Source organism: Streptomyces sp. NPDC048643, from assembly GCF_040650615.1.
GTDB lineage: Bacteria > Actinomycetota > Actinomycetes > Streptomycetales > Streptomycetaceae > Streptomyces.
Genome location: NZ_JBEZHO010000054.1, coordinates 12,438 through 30,165, shown reverse-complemented (window position 1 = coordinate 30,165; position 17,728 = coordinate 12,438). Strand labels below are relative to the sequence as shown.

Annotated in this window: 14 protein-coding genes and 1 pseudogene; 11 read left to right on the top strand and 4 right to left on the bottom strand. The window is 70.9% G+C overall.

The window, feature by feature from the left end; genetic code table 11:
* Nucleotides 1-53 precede the first annotated feature (53 nt).
* The 10 genes and pseudogenes from tgmA to AB0C62_RS35070 form a co-directional block, all read left to right on the top strand.
* Nucleotides 54-347 carry a putative ATP-grasp-modified RiPP gene (tgmA, locus tag AB0C62_RS35115; RefSeq protein ID WP_362980244.1) on the top strand — a complete coding sequence of 98 codons (294 nt, stop codon included), beginning with the start codon at nt 54-56 and terminating at the stop codon, nt 345-347.
* The gene (gene tgmB, locus AB0C62_RS35110; protein ID WP_362980242.1) at nt 344-1,291 is read left to right on the top strand and encodes an ATP-grasp ribosomal peptide maturase; all 948 of its coding nucleotides are present in this window, start codon (nt 344-346) and stop codon (nt 1,289-1,291) included. The genes tgmA and tgmB overlap by 4 nt, the downstream gene beginning before the upstream one ends.
* Complete coding sequence (gene tgmC / locus AB0C62_RS35105) at nt 1,288-2,400, top strand: ATP-grasp peptide maturase system methyltransferase (protein ID WP_362980240.1); 1,113 nt, start codon at nt 1,288-1,290, stop codon at nt 2,398-2,400. The genes tgmB and tgmC overlap by 4 nt, the downstream gene beginning before the upstream one ends.
* Before the next feature lie 580 nt (nt 2,401-2,980).
* A complete protein-coding gene (locus AB0C62_RS35100) occupies nt 2,981-3,412 on the top strand; it encodes an NUDIX domain-containing protein (protein WP_362980238.1) in 432 nt (143 codons plus the stop codon).
* Between the two features lie 113 nt (nt 3,413-3,525).
* A complete protein-coding gene (locus AB0C62_RS35095; protein WP_362980236.1) occupies nt 3,526-4,740 on the top strand; it encodes a methyltransferase domain-containing protein in 1,215 nt (404 codons plus the stop codon).
* Entirely contained in the window at nt 4,683-6,191 is a 1,509-nt protein-coding gene (locus AB0C62_RS35090; RefSeq protein WP_362980234.1) for a phosphotransferase, read from the top strand. Before AB0C62_RS35095 ends, AB0C62_RS35090 begins: the two co-directional genes overlap by 58 nt.
* A complete protein-coding gene (locus tag AB0C62_RS35085; RefSeq protein ID WP_362980232.1) occupies nt 6,188-7,234 on the top strand; it encodes a GNAT family N-acetyltransferase in 1,047 nt (348 codons plus the stop codon). The genes AB0C62_RS35090 and AB0C62_RS35085 overlap by 4 nt, the downstream gene beginning before the upstream one ends.
* Nucleotides 7,235-7,251: 17 nt before the next feature.
* Nucleotides 7,252-7,884 carry a M15 family metallopeptidase gene (locus AB0C62_RS35080; RefSeq protein WP_362980230.1) on the top strand — a complete coding sequence of 211 codons (633 nt, stop codon included), beginning with the start codon at nt 7,252-7,254 and terminating at the stop codon, nt 7,882-7,884.
* Nucleotides 7,885-7,912: 28 nt separating this feature from the next.
* Nucleotides 7,913-10,231, top strand: a complete 2,319-nt coding sequence (gene fxlM / locus AB0C62_RS35075; RefSeq protein WP_362980228.1) for a methyltransferase, FxLD system — start codon at nt 7,913-7,915, stop codon at nt 10,229-10,231.
* Nucleotides 10,224-10,530: pseudogene (locus AB0C62_RS35070) on the top strand (PIG-L family deacetylase); the annotation flags it as partial. The gene fxlM and the pseudogene AB0C62_RS35070, both read left to right, overlap by 8 nt.
* Nucleotides 10,531-10,734: 204 nt before the next feature.
* Here AB0C62_RS35070 and AB0C62_RS35065 read toward each other — a convergent pair.
* The 4 genes from AB0C62_RS35065 to AB0C62_RS35050 form a co-directional block, all read right to left on the bottom strand.
* Nucleotides 10,735-11,013 carry a hypothetical protein gene (locus AB0C62_RS35065; protein WP_362980226.1) on the bottom strand — a complete coding sequence of 93 codons (279 nt, stop codon included), beginning with the start codon at nt 11,011-11,013 and terminating at the stop codon, nt 10,735-10,737.
* A gap of 64 nt (nt 11,014-11,077) precedes the next feature.
* On the bottom strand, nt 11,078-12,373 hold the full coding sequence (locus AB0C62_RS35060; RefSeq protein WP_362980224.1) for a cation:proton antiporter: 1,296 nt from the start codon (nt 12,371-12,373) through the stop codon (nt 11,078-11,080).
* 249 nt (nt 12,374-12,622) lie between these two features.
* Nucleotides 12,623-13,543, bottom strand: a complete 921-nt coding sequence (locus AB0C62_RS35055; protein ID WP_362980222.1) for a DNA-3-methyladenine glycosylase 2 family protein — start codon at nt 13,541-13,543, stop codon at nt 12,623-12,625.
* A 54-nt stretch (nt 13,544-13,597) separates the two neighbouring features.
* Nucleotides 13,598-14,032, bottom strand: coding sequence for a hypothetical protein (locus tag AB0C62_RS35050; RefSeq protein ID WP_362980220.1), 435 nt, complete (start codon nt 14,030-14,032; stop codon nt 13,598-13,600).
* Between the two features lie 187 nt (nt 14,033-14,219).
* Here AB0C62_RS35050 and dnaE point away from each other — a divergent pair, with 187 nt between their 5' ends.
* Nucleotides 14,220-17,678: a DNA polymerase III subunit alpha gene (dnaE, locus tag AB0C62_RS35045; protein ID WP_362980306.1), complete on the top strand. Its 3,459-nt coding sequence runs from the start codon at nt 14,220-14,222 to the stop codon at nt 17,676-17,678.
* Nucleotides 17,679-17,728 lie beyond the last annotated feature (50 nt).

Here is a 17,728-nt window from a genome sequence, read left to right as displayed (position 1 = left end):
GACGCTGGCGGGCCGGGTCTCGCCATCAACTCGCTTCAGACAGAGGAGCAACAGTGTTCGTTCACTCCGACCGCCTCCCGGCCTCGTCGCCGGTTCCGTCCGGCACCATCACCCCGACACCGTGGGGCGTACAGCGCATGGCCCCGTACCCGGCGATGGCGCCGGCCTACGCGCACGCCCACCTCGACCCCGCCACGCAGACGGCCCGGTTCTTCGACGGTCTCGGACAGGCCATGGAGATGCCCGGTCACGGCACCAGCACGGGTACGACCCCGTCGACGGGCACCAGCCCCGACGGCAACGGCTCAACGCAGGACAGCGACACCGGGAGTGACTCCGACCAGTGAACTATTCGCGTCCGGTGCTGGTCGTCACCGCGCTGTACGACCCCACCGCCGATGTGGTGATCACCGAGCTGCACGACCGGGGTGTCCCGGTCGTGCGGCTCGACTCCGGGGACTTCCCCGGGTCACTGTCGGTGGAGGCTGAGATCACCTCGCACGGCGTCCGGGGGCGCATCAGCACCCCGTCCCGGACCGCCGACCTCGCAGGCATCCGGTCCCTCTACTACCGGCGCCCGTCCGGGTTCGCCTTCCCGCACTTCAACGAGCAGGACGCCCAGTTCGCCGTCACCCAGGCGCGGTACGGGCTCGGTGGAGTGCTGGCCTCGCTGCCCGGCTGCCTGTACGTCAACCACCCGCACCGGATCGGCGACGCGGAGTTCAAGCCCGCCGGTCTGGCCGCGGCCGCCGCGGCCGGGTTCGACGTGCCGCCCACGCTCATCACGTCGAGCCCCGACGCGGCCCGGGCCTTCATCAAGCGGCACGCGCCCGTCATCTACAAGCCGCTCCACAACCCGGTGTACCTCATCGACGGGGCGTCCGCCGTCGTGAAGGTCGCCGACGTCTCGGCCGCCGAGGTCGACGACGACGTGGCCGGGACAGCTCACCTGTTTCAGCAGCGTGTGCCCAAGACCGGCGACATCCGGGTGACCGTGATCGGTGAACGCGTCTTCTGCGTACGGATCGACTCCGACCTGCTGGACTGGCGCACCGACTACAGCAAGCTCACCTACAGCGTCGTCCAGCCGCCGCCCGGGATCGAGGAGGCGCTGCACCGGTACATGCGCCACTTCGGGCTCGTCTTCGGCGCTTTCGACTTCGCCCTGGACCACGACCAGCGATGGTGGTTCCTGGAGTGCAACCCGTCCGGTCAGTGGTACTGGCTGGAGTCCGAGACGGGCCTGCCGATGCGCGCAGCCGTCGCAGACCTTTTGGAGAGGACGACGTGAGCGACCAGGCACGGCTTGAGCAGCTCGTCAGCACACTGACCGCGAGCGGTAGTCTGCGCACCGCGCCATGGAAGCAGGCCGCCGCAGCGGTCCCGCGGCACGAGTTCCTCCGGGACGGATTCTTCCGCCGAGCCAGGGGCTCGGCAACGTCCTGGACGCCGGTCCTGGCGGACGACCCACGATGGCTCGACGCCTGCTACGAAGACGAGTCGCTGGTCACCCAGATCGCCGGCACCATCGTGCCGGCAGACATCTGCGGCGAGATCCTGCGCGAGCCGACCAGCTCCAGCACGCTGCCCTCCCTCGTGCTCCGGATGCTCGAAGAGCTCCAGGTCGAGGACGGCATGCGCGTCCTGGAGATCGGCACGGGGACCGGTTACTCGACCGGCGTGCTCTGCCAGCGCCTCGGCGAGAACTGTGTCACGTCGATCGAGTACGACGAGGATGTGGCTGCCCGTGCACGAGCGGCCCTCGGTCGAGTCGGCCAGTACCCCGCGCTCGTCACGGGTGATGGGCTCCTGGGCCACGGTGCGCAGGCCCCGTACGACCGGGTGATCGCGACCTGTGGGGTCCGCACCGTTCCGCAGAGCTGGATTGAGCAGACGCGACCCGGTGGTCTGATCCTGGCCACCGTCGGCGGATGGCTGGCGTCGTCGAGCCTGGCCCGGCTGACGGTGCACGACGACGGGACCGCGAGCGGTCCGCTGCTGAGCGGTCACGTCAGTTTCATGCTCGCCCGGCCTCACTCGGCGCCACCGCTCGGGCTGTTGCCGGACCTCAGCGGCGGCAAGGAGCGTGAAGCGATCCTCGGGGCGGACGTCCTCGACGACTGGGCGGGCCGGTTCGTCGTCCAGGACGCCGTGCCGTACGCCCAGCGCCTGACGCTGCAGCAGGACGGGCGCCAGGAGCACGTCCTCGTCGACGTCGACACCGGCTCGTGGGCCGCCGTCTACGACGAGGGCAATCGGTGGACCGTTAGGCAGGGCGGCTCGGTCGCCCTTTGGGATGCTGCGGAGGAGGCCCTCGGCCGCTGGCATGCTGCGGGCAGCCCCCCGCTGGAGGAGTTCACGCTCACGGTCACGCCGGACGGCCACACCTACACCTGGTAGGCCCCACGATCGGCCCCGCTTGTCTCCACTGAGGTGGCCGGGGCGAGGCGCAACGCCCCATGCGCCAAGCCCCAACGGTCATGCAGCTACGGCAGTTCTCGGAACCGCGGGGTCATCTCCCACCGTAGCCACCGCCCCGGGGCTGCCTTCATGGCGGACAGTCGACCGGAAGCGCTAAAAGGCCGACGGTAAACCCATCCGTCACATGTGTATCAACCACGGCGTTTCGGCCAGCTGCCTGAGAGAGCGAGACCTGCACGCCTCAAGGGTGCATGCACTCTGCACGAGGATCGCCCCGCGTCGTTGCACGGAACAGGCTTCGTCTCAAACACGTGTGTTCGATCCGCTCCGGCTGCTCGTTAATCCCGGCACCATCGCAACCGGCAACGCACCCACGGCCTCGTCCAGTTGGCGTCCCTAGCGTGCTTTCCTTCCCCCCGCCCAGATGGAGCTACGCCATGACTCCCTTCCCCACCCCCGATCATCAGTCCTCCGGAGCTGGGAACCGGGCCGTCCTCAGGATGAAGCATCGTCTCAGCATCTTCCGTCGCTCATCACGCCCGGATACGGGGTGGTCAGCATGAGCGAGCCCGCCGATGCATCAGCCGACAGTGTTCCCGGGCAGCGCAGCACCGCAGCATCCCCCACCACCGCCACAGAACCGGCAGGCCCCTCCCATCTGGCCGGGCGCTGCGAACGCGAGGAGGCGGTCAGCTGCCTGGTCAGGAAGGCCGAGGAGGAGGCCGGGCTGGTCATCGAGCCGGACGACGTCGAACTCGTGCACCTCGTCCATCTCGTGGCCTCGCCGTCCACCCGCCCCCGGATCGGCCTGATCTTCCGGGCCCGCACCTGGTCCGGAACCCCGGCCGTCCGGGAGCCCGACCGGTGCGTGGAATGGCGGTTCTGGAACCCGAAGGACCTCCCGGACGCCGTCGTGCCCTACACCCGCCAGGCGATCGAAGGCGTGCTTGCCGGGCGCCTGTATTCACCCAGGGGGTGGGATCGGCGATGACGGCCCTGGACACGAGCCCGGCAACCCCCGGACGGGCAGCACGGCCGGCCGACACCGAGCCGCTTTCGGTCGCGGTGGACCCGGCTGCCGCGCGCACGGCGATGGTCTCTGAAATGGAGGCGAGGCACGGGCTGCGGGACGGGGCGGTGCGCGAGGCGCTGCTGGCGCTGCCGCGCGAGGTGCTGATGCCGCAGGCGTACGTGCGGCGCACCGCGCCGGGCGACGACCCGCCGCGGTGGGACCTGCTGGACTGGTCGGAGCCACAGGACCGCCCCGAGTTGCTCGGGCTGCTGTACGGCGGGGGCAGCGTGCTCGTCCAGCACGATGGGGAGCCGCTGCTGGGCCGCGCGCGCGGGCCGCGTTCAGGAGCATCGATCACCTCGATGTCGACGGTGATGGGCCTGACCGCCTCCCTGCTGGAGGAGCTTGAACTGCGCCCCGGTCAGCGGGTGCTGGACGTCGGCACCGGTGCGGGGGTGACCGCCGCGGTCGCGTGCGAGATCTGCGGCGACCGTGGGGTGGTCACCCTCGACCGGGACCGGCATCTCACCGACGCGGCAGCGGTCCGGCTGGCCGACCTGGGATTCCGACCGCAGGTCGTGTGCGGCTCGGGCGAACAGGGTGTGCCAGGGGCGGAGTTCGACCGCATCTTCGTGTCGTACGCGATGGAGCACGTGCCGACGGCGCTCGTCGAACAGCTCGCCCCCGGCGGCCGTCTCCTTGTGCACGTCACCAGCGCGTCGCCGTCGTGGCCGGGCCTCGCCGTCGTGGAGCGCACCTCTGACGGGCGGATCGCGGCGGAGCTGCGAGCCGTGGAGTTCGCGCACCGGGCGGGGCACGGGATGGAGCGGATCTGGCTGAGCGAGGAGTTCCGCCGACGCATCGACGCCGAGCCGGGCACCTGGACTCAACGGTGCATGCTGGCGCCGCCGGCCGATGGTGACCGGGGTCTGTGGTTGGCCGCGGACTATCTCCTTGGCGGCCTCGTGCGGGACTTCGGCACCGAGCACCTGGTGATCGGTGCGCCCGGCTGCGGCTCGTGGCTGCGCGTGGAGCCGGTGAGCGACAGGCGCTGGAACGTCACCACCCGGGGGCCGCGCGACATCTGGAAGGAGCTTCAGGACCTGGCTGCCCGGTGGCGGGCGGCCGGAAGCCCCAACTCCTACCGCCTCCACATTGATCCGGATGGCGGCCAGCGGGCCGCCTCGGCATGCGGCCGCCTGTCCTGGCCTCTACCCGCCCTCCACCCGCTCGACGAAAGATCTGCCCCATGCCCTATCCCGACGCCCCCCTCCCGAACCGCACGGCGTCCGGCAGGTACACGATGAACGGCCAGCAGCGGCACACCGAGCCGGTGGACGTCCATCTGATCCTGCGCCGGGAGACCGTCGGCGGGCCGCAGGTGCTGCTGTCCCGGCGGGCCGGGCGGGTGTACGCCGCGGGCCTGTGGCATCTGCCGTCGGGGCATCTGGACGGCCCGCACGAGGACGTCGTCACCGCGCTGGTTCGCGAGGCGCGGGAGGAGACCGGGGTCGTCATCGACCCGGCCGACGTGCGGGCCGCTGCGACCGTGCACCACCGCAGTCCCGGCGGTGCCAGTCGCACCGGGCACTTCTTCGAAGTCCGCCGGTGGCAGGGCGAGCCCCGGATCGCGGAGCCGGACGTGTGCGACGCGATGGAATGGGCCTCCCTGGACGCCCTGCCCACCGGCATGGTGGCGTACTGCCGCGCCGGACTCGACGCCTACACCGCCGGCGCACACCTCGCCGTGCACTTCCAACTGCCGGGCGACGCCATCGCCTTCGACCCCGCAGCCGACCGGCTGCACCTTGTCCCGGACGTGACCGGCGGAAAAGATCCCGACGCTCCCGGTGCGGTGGTCGTGAAGTTCGCGGAGCAGGCGGTCGGCCGGATCGCGCAGTGGACGGATACGTCATGGGCACGCGAGAACAGCCGCGTCTGGCGCGCCGACGGCGTCCAGGGCGACACCTGGTACGTGAAGGTGCACCAGAGCAAGCGGTTTCACAGCCGTGAGGTGCGGGGCCTGCGGACTTGGGCTCCGGCGCTTGGTGCGGCGGCGCCCCGGCTGGTGGCTGCCGACGAGGCGCTGCGAGCCGTAGTGATCACCGCGGTGCCGGGCCGTCCGCTGCACGGCGTGGTCCTGGCCCCGGAGCGGGAGAGGAAGGTTTTCCACCGAATCGGCGCGCTGGCCCGCCGCATCCACCAGGCCTCTCCCCCACGGCCCGCTCCTGCCGACAGCGGCCCGGCCGTAGCCAAGGCCGACCGGCACCTGGCCGCAGCGCGGTCTCATCTGCGCCCCGGTGACGAGGAGTTCGTCCGCGACCTCGTCCGGCAGGCCAAGAACCTGCCACCGCTGGAGTGGGTGGAGACCCACGGCGATTTCCAGCTCCGCAACCTCCTCCACGACCCCGACACCCGCGCGGCCGAAGACGAAGTGGAGGACTCCGGGCCGTTTGTGGCGGTGATCGACCTCGAACGCAGCGAGCCAGGACCGGCCGTGCGCGACCTGGTCCGCCTGTCCGACGCCTGGCACGGGCGCCCCGACCTGCTCGCAGCGTTCCTGGCCGGATACGGCAGGCCCCTGACCCCGGCCGAACAGGCACGGCTGGTCATCGACGCGGCCCTCGACTCGGTCAGCGCGATCGCCTACGGCTCCGCCCACGCTGATCCCGAACTGGTCGAGCGCGGCCGGCGGACCCTGGCCCGACTGGGCGCCGAGCACCACGACTCACCCTCACCGACAGGAGAACCCTGGTGAACGCCGACCCCGCACCCACCGCCACAGCCAACCCGCACCCGCCGACTGCTGCCGGGCGCGTACCGGTGCGCGCGGCAACATCTGCTGACGCCGAAGGCATCATCCGGATGCGCTCCGACCATGTCCTGTCCGCGCCCCTGGGCGAGGAGTGGATCAGGCGGTCCGCGGACGAGCTGGCGCCCCGGCTGGCTCCAGCGGGCGACGCGCGAGCATTCGTCGTCGACGCCCCCGACGGCTCGATGGCAGCCTGCGCCCTGGGACTGATCCACCCTGTCCTGTCGGCCCCGGCCTACCCCCGGGGCCTGGCCGCCCGCGTGCACATCGTGGCCACCCATCCCGGCTTCAGGCGGCGCGGCTACGCCCGCGCAGTGGTCACCACGCTGCTGGACCACCTCGCCGACGCCGAGGACGTCACCTTGTTCGAGCTCCATGCCAGCGTGGAGGCCCAGCCGCTCTACCGGGAGCTGGGCTTCACGGGCAGCCCGGCGCTGATGCGGATGACGCGTCTGCCGGCGGCAACGACATCAGCACCGGAGAACGGTCCGGTGTGGATGCCGCCCGAGCAGTACGCCGAGACGGTGCTGAAAGCCACCGCGTTCGCCTGTTTGCACTTCACCGATCAGGACGGCCGGCCACTCCAGCTGCACTCCGTCTACTCCCCCGGCCACCCCTGGCAGATGGTCGGCGGGACGATGGACCACGGGGAGCGGCCCTTCGAGACGGCCGTGCGCGAGTGCCGTGAGGAGACCGGCCTGACCGTGTCCGGGCCGCCCCGGCTGCTGGCCACCGTGTACGGGCTGCCCGGCGCCCAGTGGCCCTACAGCACCATCGGGATGGTCTTCGACGGCGGCCGGCTCACCGCTGAGCAGATCCGCGGCATCACGCTCAACCCGCGGGAACACGACGAGGTCCGCGTCCTGCCCCTGGACGAGTGGAGAGCGAGGATGCCAGCCCGTGACTTCGCACGCCTGAGCGCGGTGGAGGAAGCCCGCACCACCGGCTTGGCGGCCTACTTCGGCACCTGGGACTGGGGGAACGAATGAGCAGCAGCCTTGTGTTGATGTCCGATCGGCGGGTGGCGGCGATGCCCGTGCGGGACTGCGGTGAAGACCTCGTCGACGTCCGTTCCCACGGTCTGCATGTCGACGACCGCAAATACGACGCTGCTGGAGCGTGGGCGCATGCTCGGCAAGGAGTCCTCACCCGGCTGTTGCACGCCCAGTCGGTGCTGCCCGTCGGCGTCGCGCTGCTGTTCATTGAGGGGTTTCGTCCGCCAGCCCTGCAAAAGGAGTACTTCGAGTCGTACTCCGCCAAGCTCGCCCGCGCGAACCCGCTGTGGCCACCCGCCGAACTCCGGACGGCTGCCAGCAGGTTCGTCTCCCCGCCGGAGATCGCCCCGCACTCCGCCGGCGCGGCCGTCGATGTCACCCTCGTCGACCACCAGGGCCGCGAACTGGACATGGGCACCCGCGTCAACGCCTCCCCCGAGGAGTCCGACGGTGCCTGCTACACCGACGCCCCCAACCTGAGCGCCCGGGCCCGCACGAACCGGGCCACCCTGGGCAGCGCGCTGTCCACCGCCGGGTTGATCAACTACGGCACGGAGTGGTGGCACTGGTCGTTCGGCGACCGGTACTGGGCGCTGCAGACGCAGCAGCCGGCCGCCCTCTACGGGCCCGTCGAACTGCCCTGACACCGCCTTTACGAACGAGGAGCGACCTGTGAGATACACCCGGACGGCGTGGTCCGAGCACTACAACAGCGGGCGGGGCTTCCGGCGGCTCGGCGAGGAGGAAAGGCGTCTGATTGCCGAGCACGCCACTGCCGCGCCGAACGGCGGGCAAGCGCTCGATATCGGTTGCGGGACCGGTGAGTTGTCCGTCTACCTCACCGCCCTCGGCTACACCGTCGACGGCGTCGACTTCGCCGAAGGCGCGCTCGAGCGCGCCCGCGCGGAGCACGCCGAGGTTGACGGGGTGCGCTGGCTGAGCCTGGATGTCGAGCACGGCGACCTGGCCGACCTCGCCGAGGACGGCTACGACCTGATCGTCCTCCGGCTGTCCATCGCATTCATCCGCGATCGCACCCGCGTCCTTCGCGCTCTGGCCGCGCGGCTGCGCGAGGGCGGGGCGCTCGTCATCATCACGCCGATCGTGGAGAACACCCCGGACGAGCGGCGCAACATCGCCCTGGCCGAGAGCGAACTCGCGGCGCTCACCGACGGGTTCCAGCACGTCGCGCAGTTCGAGGCAAAGGGCCTGGCGGTGCTGCTCCTGCGCGGACCGGCCGGATCGTTCAGCGCGCAGGAGAAGGAGCGGCCCGAGCCGCAGGCCGTCTTCGGTGCCGCAGTGGTGGTCACCGACACCTTCGGCCGAGTCCTGCTGGGCCGCTCCACCCGGGGCATGTGGGAGCTGCCCGGCGGCCGCATCGAGACAGGCGAGACAGCCCCAGCTGCGGGAGTGCGGGAGCTGAACGAGGAGACCGGGCTGACGGCACGCGTGGAAGACGCCCACGTCATCACCGTGCTGCACGATGACCACCTGGACGTACGCCGCGTCACCGCCGTAATCCGCGTCTCCCGCTGGGACGGTGAACTCGCTCTGCCCGAGCCACACCACTTCGTACGCTGGGAGTTCCACGACCTGAACACCCTGGCGACCCTCGGGAAGATCTTCGCGCCCAGCGCACAGGCCCTGACCGCAGTGTGGCCCGGGGTGCTGGCGGGCCTCCCGCCTGTCCACTCCTACCCGTGCTCCACCGCGGTCCCGCCGGTGCCCGGCGAGCCGGCCGAGGCGGTCCGGCTGCGCGAGCGAATGGCGGACATCGTGATCAGCAAGGGCTGGGCCCCCTCGCCGCGGGTCCAGGCCGCGTTGCGCGAGGTACCCCGGCACCGGTTCGTGCCCGAGACCCGGCTGGATACGGCCTACCACGACGACCTCGCCGTGGTGACAGTAAGGGAGTCACCCCAGACTGCACTCAGCTCCGTCTCCGCAGCCTGGCTGCAGGCCGACATGATCGAGCAACTACGGCTGGAGCCGGGGACGACCGTGCTGGAGGTCGGCTCCGGCGGATACAACGCGGAACTCCTGGCGCACGTCGTCGGGGAGCGCGGCCGGGTGGTGACCGTGGACGTCGACCCGTACGTCGTGCACCGAACGAGGCGGCTGTGCGCGGAGGCCGGCAGCGGCCGGGTCACCGCCGTCCTCGGCGACGGCGGACTCGGCGCGCCCGGCCACGTCCCGGCCGACGGGTTCGCCGGGATCGTGATCACGCACAACGCGTCCGACGTCGCACCCGCATGGCGAGAGCAGCTCGCCGAAGGGGCCCGGCTGGTCGTGCCGCTGGAGATGGGCGGCTACACCCGCTCCCTCACCCTGGTCCGGCGCGGCGACGTGCTGCACTGCGAGCACTGGACGTACTGCGGGTTCGTACGAGACCGCGGCGCTGCCGCCCGCACCGCCCCGGCCGTGCGGTTGGCCGACGGCAAGGTCTTGGTGCGATGGGAGGACGGGACGCCCGGAGACACTACTGGTCTCGAGGAGGCGCTGCGCGGGCCCCGGCACGAGCACTCCACGGGCCTCATCGTGCAGGGAGCTTTCAACTTCGAGACCTTGCAGATCTATGCCGCGACCACGCTGGCGGGGTTCTGCCGCCTGTCCGCGCCGGAGGGATCGACGCTCGTGGCTCAGCAGGACGCGGCCGCGATCCTGACGAACGGCTCGCTCGCCTACCTGACCTACCGGAGAATCAAGGACGCGCCCGAGCCGGCAGACCGCATGACGGAGTTCTTCATCCACGCCTACGGCCCCGCACCCGAAGAGGTGGCGGAGCGCTTTGCGGAGTGCGTGCGCGTCTGGGACCGCGAGGTACGCGAGAGCGGCTACCCGCCGATGACCGTCCACCCGGCCGCAACGCCCGACAACCAACTGCCGCCTGGCGACGTACTCGACAAGCCCAGCGCACGGCTTGTCCTCCAGTGGCGGGGCCGGACCCCCGGCGACGCACTGAGCCTCCCGACCGCAGGGGGACAACGTGCCTGACGCCGACGAACTGACCCCGAAGGCGGCATCTTCCGCCTGGCCATCCCTGCTCGGCGTGTTCGCCCATCCCGACGACGAAAGCCTTCTCGCCGGCGGGGTCTTCGCCCAGCACGCCGCCGCGCACGCGCGCACCGCCGTCGTCACCATGACGTGGGCGCCTGACAGTTCGTGGGCTCCCGAACTCGCCGACGCCTTGCGGGCCCTCGGCGCGGGCGCCCCTCGCATTGCTGGGATACGGCGATGCCCGGGACCCGCAGGCGGCCCCCGGCCGCCCCCGACTCGTCGACGTACGGCTCGACTAGGCGGTCGCCGCCCTGGTCCAACAGATTCGCTCGTTCCGCCCTGCGTCAACCATTGATGCGTCGCGGGCAGTAGCCAGGTGAGTTCAGGAACGTTTGCGAGTGCCCGCGGGTACGACCACACGCCACCTGCGCCTCGCCTTCACCGGCAACACCGGCTGGCTCGCCGGTCAGGTCTCCGAGTTCCGCGTGTACGCATGTTGATCACGGCTGCGAGCCGCCGAACAGCCGCTCCATCGCGGCAATGCTCTTGTTGACGTACCTGCTCTGTCCCGCCGTGATGCCGTACGCGAGATCCTCCAGAACCGTGCACCTCGCATAGAACACGGCACGCTCGCCGAGCGCGGTCAGGTCGTTGTCGTCGGCTCGATAGCTGCTGATCGCGGCGCAAACAGCGGCAGGACCGAGGTCGCGGTGAAGCAGCCCGAAGTCGTACGCCGGATCGACGACGGCCGTATCGCTCCAGTCGAGGACGCCGCTCACCGTCAGCGTTGCCGACGTAGGGCACGGCTCAGCTGCAGTGGACGGCCTGTGCCGGAACGGTCGATCACGCTGGCGATTTGTCTTGCGTGTCGCCTGCTGGCTGGCCAGTACGGCGGTGGCGTCGGTCGAGGTAGGCAACGACAGGTGTGGCCAAGGTGCCGTGGAGGAACACCGACAGAAGCACGGTGAAGATCACCGTTGCCCATAGTTCGTCGGCGGGGGCGGCGAAGTGGCCATGCTCGAGGGCGTAGGAGAGGTAGAAGAAGGAGCCGATGCCGCGGATGCCGAAGAAGGCGGTGACTATGCGCTCGCGTCGCGCTCCGGCGGTTGGGTGCTGGGAGAGGTAGCCGATGAGCGGGCGGATGAGCAGTAGCAAGAGGACGGCGAGTGTCGCGCCTTGCCAGGTCAATGCCGTCAGGCCGCCTTGGGCGACGAAGCCGCCAACGAGGAACAGGATGGCTGCGGTGAGCAGGCGTTCGATCTGGTCCATGAAGGAGTGCATCACGCGGTGGTAGCCGTGGGCTCGCTCCGCGGTGCGGATGGTCACCGCGGTGGCAAATACGGCGAGGAAGCCGTAGCCGTGGACGAGTTCGGCCAGGCCGTAGGAGGCGAAGGTGGCGGCGAGTGCGACGAAGCCCTCGCTGTGTTCGGACAGCCTTAGCGCCTTGCTGCGGGCTCGGAAGAAGAGCCAGCCGAGGAGGCGGCCGAAGGTGATACCGATGCCGGTGCCGAGGGCGATGCGGGTCAGGACGTCGTACCAGGCCCAGTGCCCGATCCACGCGGCTGACCAGCCGGTGGCTGTGGTGGCGGAGAGAGCCAGAGCGGCCAGGACAAAGGGGAAAGCGAGTCCGTCATTGAGGCCGGCCTCGCTGGTGAGGGCGAAGCGCGCTTCGTCCTCATCGAATTCGGCGTCGGTTGGCTCTCCGACCCGTACCTCGCCGGCAAGCACGGGGTCTGTGGGGGCGAGGGTTGCGGCCACCAGCAGGGCGACGGCCGGGGCCCAGCCCAGTGCCCAGCCCGCCGCGGTGGTGGCGAGGATCGTGAGAGGCATGGCTATGCCCAGCAGCTGCCACGTGGTGAGCCAGGAGCGCCATCCGAAGGGGCGGTTGATGGCGAGCCCGGCGCCCATCAGGGCGACCACGATGCAGACCTCCGTGAAGTGCTCAACTGCAGGACCTCCTGATACAGGGTGCAGTTGGGGCAGCAGGTCGACCGGCAACTGGAAGACGCCGAAGCCCAGCGCGAGGAAGACCATGGGAGCGGAGAGGGGGCGCTTGGCCACAAGCGCGGGCAGCGCCGCAGCACCCAAAGCACCCAGGCCGAGGAGAACGTAAGTCAGGTCGGTGCCCGACAGTTGCATCGTCTTCCATCCTCAAGTCGACCCAAAGAGCGGAGTCGTGCCGGCTCCGGGCGCCGACCCTCGTCGACGCAGTCCCAGTACCCTTTGATCGGCGCGCAATCCGTCGAGGTGACGGACGTCATCCGACGGTGACAGGCGCTGCGAACTCGCGCCGCAGGCGCGGCTTTCGGTCATGCCAGTGCGAGGTGGGGGTCGGTCGGCTCCGCGTCGATGCGGGGCAGTCAACCGGGTGCAGGCCCTGAGGCACCGTCAAAGACGCGCGATGCGACTGTGCGGGGCCCGGTGTGCGCGCCGGTCGGGCAGGGGGCCGCCGAGCAGGATGAGGCGGGCCGCGCGGTGGCGCTGTCCCGGGTAGGGGGCGAGGAGCTGGAGCATGAGCTCGTCGGTGCCGTCGCGGCGGCCGGGGAGGGCGTAGGCGATCTGCACGGGCAGGTGGAGGTCTCCGAGGGTGAGGGCGTCCGGTGCGCCGAGGGCGCGTTGCAGTGTCTCTGCCGCGGTCCAGGGGCCGATGCCGGGGATGAGCTGGAGGCGGGCCGTGGCGTCGGGCAGGGTCATGGCGGCGGCTTCCTCCAGGCGCGTGGCGTGGTGGCTGGCGCGCAGGATCGTGGTCGCTCGGGCGCGGTCGACGCCGGCGCGGTGCCATTCCCAGGACGGGATCATCCGCCACACCTGCGGCGGGGGCATGACCCGCATCCCCTGTGGTGCGGGCCCGGGCGGCGGTTCTCCGTAGCGGGTGAGGAGACGGCGCCAGGCGTAGTGGGCGGAGCCGGTGGTGATGCGCTGCTCCAGCATGGTCGGCACGAGCGATTCCATGACCAGCCCGGTCGGCGCAAGGCGCAGGCCGGCGTGCTTGCGGTGCGCCCGGGCGACGACCTGGTGCCGGGGAACGAACGCGGCAGGTTCGTCGTCGGCACCCAGCAGGGCGGGGAGGGCGTCCATCGTCCAGTCGGATCCGGGCCCCCAGGCGTCACCGGCGATCACGGTTCCGTCGGCTGGGCTGACGTGCTCGGTGATCTTCAGGGTGGCGGGGCCGTGGGGTGTGCGGCAGGTGCGCCACCACGTGCCGTCCGTCTCCCGCCGGCAGGTGGGGTCGCCCGCGCCGCGGCGCAGCACCCGCAGTGTGCGGGCCAGATCGTACGGCTCGGGCGGCACCCATAGACAGCGGGGCATGCACCCACCCTAGGCGGCGCCCACGACGGGCCCAAGGGCGTGCGGGAACCGTTCTCAGGCGGCTGCTTCGACGTCCGCCTGCTGGAGCGAGGCCTCAGGCAGGACTGCGCCCTCGGCGTGCTTGAGCGTCATGCGCGCCGCGGCCAGGGCTCCGCCCTTGATGTCCTCGCTCTCGCATCGTTCCCACCAGGCGTGGCCCTGTACGTCCGCTGTCGCGGCCCGGAGGTCGTCCCAGAGCTTGTCGTACGCGGCGGCTTCTTCCTTCGACCAGCCGTCGGTGGCCGGACGCCCGGCCCGCTTGCGTTCCTTGTCGTCCGGCCATCCCTCGTGGGGTTCGCGCGACCAGGGGAGCTTCGCCTGCAGGGCGTGGAGCTTGGCGTAGAGCGTGGCTTCCCGGAGCTGGGCGTCGAGCAGGTCCTGGGGGAAGGCGAGCGGGTCGAACGGGGCGTCGGCCGGGGCGGTGGTGTCCTTCGGGGCGGGGGTGGTCATGGCTCGGAGCTTAGTTCGAGTCGCCGACATCCCCGCCGGGGGGCAGCGTTGGACGTGGCTGCTGGGCGTGGCGCTCGATGAGGGCACGGGCAGATTCGCTCATTCGCACGCTTGTGCGAATAGCGGTTATGGTGGATACCTGGAGAGGTCACAGGTCAGGGGAGGGCCGAGCGAGGTTCTGGAGGTGTTGGACGGTGGATTTACTCATCTGCATGTCGCCTCCGGCTACTCGGCCCGCTACGGCGCATCCCTCCCCCACGACCTTGTCCAGCGGGCTGCCGAGCGCGGAATGACAGCTCTGGCGTTGACCGACCGGGACACCGTCGCGGGCAGCGTCCGCTTCGCCAAGGCCGCCGCGGCCGCCGGGGTCCGCCCGGTCTTCGGCGTCGACGTGGCCGTCGCCCCGCTCACCGCACCCAATCCCGCAGCCAGCCGTCCGCGGACGCCGGCGCGCGGTGGTGCGCACGTTCTCGAGCCACCGCTGCGGATCACGCTGCTCGCGCGGAACCTCGCGGGGTGGGCGCGGCTGTGCCGCCTGGTGTCAGCCGCACACTCTGAGGCCGGGGACGGGCTGCCGGTCGTGTCGTGGCCGACGCTGTACGCGTACGCGGACGAGGACGTGGTCGTCATCCTCGGCCCGTCCGCTGAACCGATGCGAGCGCTGTCCGCCGGCCGCCCCGACATCGCCGAGCAGCTGCTGGCGCCGTGGCGCGAGCTCGCGGGCGACCGGCTGCGCCTGGAGGCCGTGCATCTGGGCCTCGAAGGCACTGGGGCGGGCTCGCTACGGCTGGCGGCGCGCACGGTCGGCCTGGGTGATCAGCTTGGGGTGCGCACGGTGCTGTCCAGCGCGGTTCGCTACGCCGATCCTGGCCAGCATCGGCTCGCCGATGTCCTCGACGCGGCCCGTCTGCTTCGGCCTATCGATCCCAGGCACCTGGACAGCGGCGAACGCTGGCTCAAGGGACCCCAGGAGATGGCCGCGGCCGCCGAGCGCATTGCCCGCGCCGTGGGCGACGACCGGGCCCGGGCCACCCGTCTCCTGGTGGAGACCGAGGCGACCGGCGAGTCCTGCACGCTCACCCCCGTCGATCTGGGCATCGGGCGCCCGCACTTTCCGGAGCCGTCCGTCGTCGGCGCGGGCCCGCAGGCGGGTTCGGCGATGCGGCTGCTGCGCCAGCGCTGCGACGCCGGGATGGTCGCCCGCGGCCTGGACCGCGACGAGGCCGCCGTCCGTCAGATCGACTACGAACTCGATGTCATCGGACGGCTCGGATTCGAGGGCTACTTCCTCGCCGTGGCGCAGGTCGTCGCCGACACCCGCGCGCTGGGGATCAGGGTGGCCGCGCGCGGCTCGGGCGCCGGCTCGATGGTCAACCACTCGCTGTTCGTCGCCACAGCCAACCCGCTGGAGCACCGGCTGCTTTTCGAACGCTTCCTCTCCGAGCGGCGGACATCGTTGCCCGACATCGACCTGGATGTGGAGTCGGAGCGGCGGCTGGAGGTGTACGACGCGATCATCGAGCGGTTCAGGCGGGAGCGGACTGCGGTCACCGGCATGCCCGAGACCTACCGGGCCCGGCACGCCCTGCGCGACACCGGCCTTGCCCTGGGGATCCCGCCGCAGGTGATCGGCGAGGTCGCGAAGAGCTTCCCGCACATCCGGGCCCGCGACATCCGCGGCGCTCTCGCGGAACTCCCGGAACTGCGCGAACTTGCCGGACGAGCTCAGAAGTTCGGGCCGCTGTGGGAGCTCGCTGAGGGCCTGGACGCCCTGCCGCGGGGGTACGCGATGCACCCCTGCGGGGTGATCATCTCGAATGCGTCGCTGCTGGACCGTGTTCCGGTGCAGCCGACCCCGGGCGGCTACGCCATGCTGCAGGCCGACAAGGAGGACGTCGAAGACCTCGGCCTGCTCAAGCTCGACGTGCTGGGCGTACGGATGCAGAGCTCGATGGCCCACGCGGTCGCCGAGATTCATCGGGCCACCGGCCGCGCGATCGACCTGGACAACCCGGATCACGTCGACCTGGATGACCCGCTGGCGTTCAAGCTCATCCAGGCGTCCGACACCGTCGGCCTCTTCCAGCTTGAAAGCCCAGGTCAGCAAGATTTGGTGGGCAGACTCCAGCCTCGGCACATGCAAGATGTTGTCGCTGACATTTCACTCTTCCGGCCTGGTCCGGTAAAGGGTGGTATGCCCGCCTTGTTTATCGCTGCTCGACACGGTGCGACACCGCACTACCCCCACCCGGACCTGGAGCCGGTGCTGAACGACACGTACGGCGTGGTCATCTGGCACGAGCAGATCATCGCGATCCTGGCGCGGATGACCGGCTGCGACCGAGCCGCCGGTGACGTCGCCCGCCGCGCGCTGGCCGACCCGGACCGGCTGCCAAAGGTCGAGTCCTGGTTCCGCCGCACGGCCGGTGAGCGCGGCTACGCCAAGGATGTCCTCGACGAAGTGTGGGAGATCATCTCCCAGTTCGGGGCGTACGGCTTCTGCCGCGCGCACGCCGTTGCCTTCGCCGTCCCGGCCCTGCAGTCCGCCTACCTCAAAGCCCACTACCCGGCCTTTCTGTATGCCGGGCTCCTTGAACACGACCCGGGCATGTGGCCGATGCGTGTCATCGTCTCCGACGCCCGCCGCCACGGCGTGCCCGTCCTGCCCGTCGACGTGAACGCCTCCGGTGCCCAGCACCGCGTCGAGAACACCGAGCAGGGGTGGGGGGTGCGTCTCGCGTTCTCCACGGTGAAGGGGATCAGCGAGGCTGAGATCGCGCGGTTGGTCGCCGGGCAGCCCTACAACGGTCTGCAGGACCTGTGGCAGCGGGCTCGCCCGTCCCTGCCGCTCGCGCAGCGCCTGATCCGGATCGGCGCGCTCGGCCCGCTCGCCGGGGATCTGACGCGGCGGGATCTGCTGCTGCAGGCGACCGAGCTGCACCGCCAGTCCCGCAACCGCCGTGCCGGGGAGGGGCAGTTGCCGCTGGGCGGGGAGCTCGTGACGGCGGAGCGGAGCGGTCTGCCGGAGATGACCGGCCGGGACAGGCTCAGCGCCGAGCTGGAGACGCTGTCGATCGACGTCACGCACCACCTGATGGAGCACCACCACCGGCTGCTGCGCGAACTCGGCGCCACAGACGCCGCCCACCTGAAGGGCATGGTGCCCGGGCAGACCGTGCTGGTCGCCGGTGTGCGGGCGTCCACGCAGACGCCGCCGATCCCGTCCGGGAAGCGAGTGATCTTCGTGACGCTGGAAGACGGTGCGGGACTCGTGGACATCGCGTTCTTCGAGGACTCCCACGAAGCATGCGCCCACACCGTGTTCCACAGCGGGCTCCTGCTCGTCCGGGGAACCGTCGAGGCCCGCGGGCCGCGGCGCACGGTGGTCGGGCAGATGGTGTGGGACCTGGACGAGGTGGCCGCCGCCCGCCGCGACCACGGACCGCAGGCCGCCCTCGACCTCCTCGGCCGCCCCTCCCCCGCGCCCACACCCGCCCAGCCGGCCCAGCCGAGGGTGCCGCAGCGGACCCTCACGGACGGCACGGCCGGAGCGAAACTCCACCCGTACGCCGACCTCCAGCCGGCCGGGACCCGGTCCGCCGACCTGCGCCGGCTCGGCCACCGTAGCCAAGGTTCTCCAGGCTGAGATGTGTCTCACGAGACACGGCAGTCGGTCGAACGGTGTGGTTTTGATCG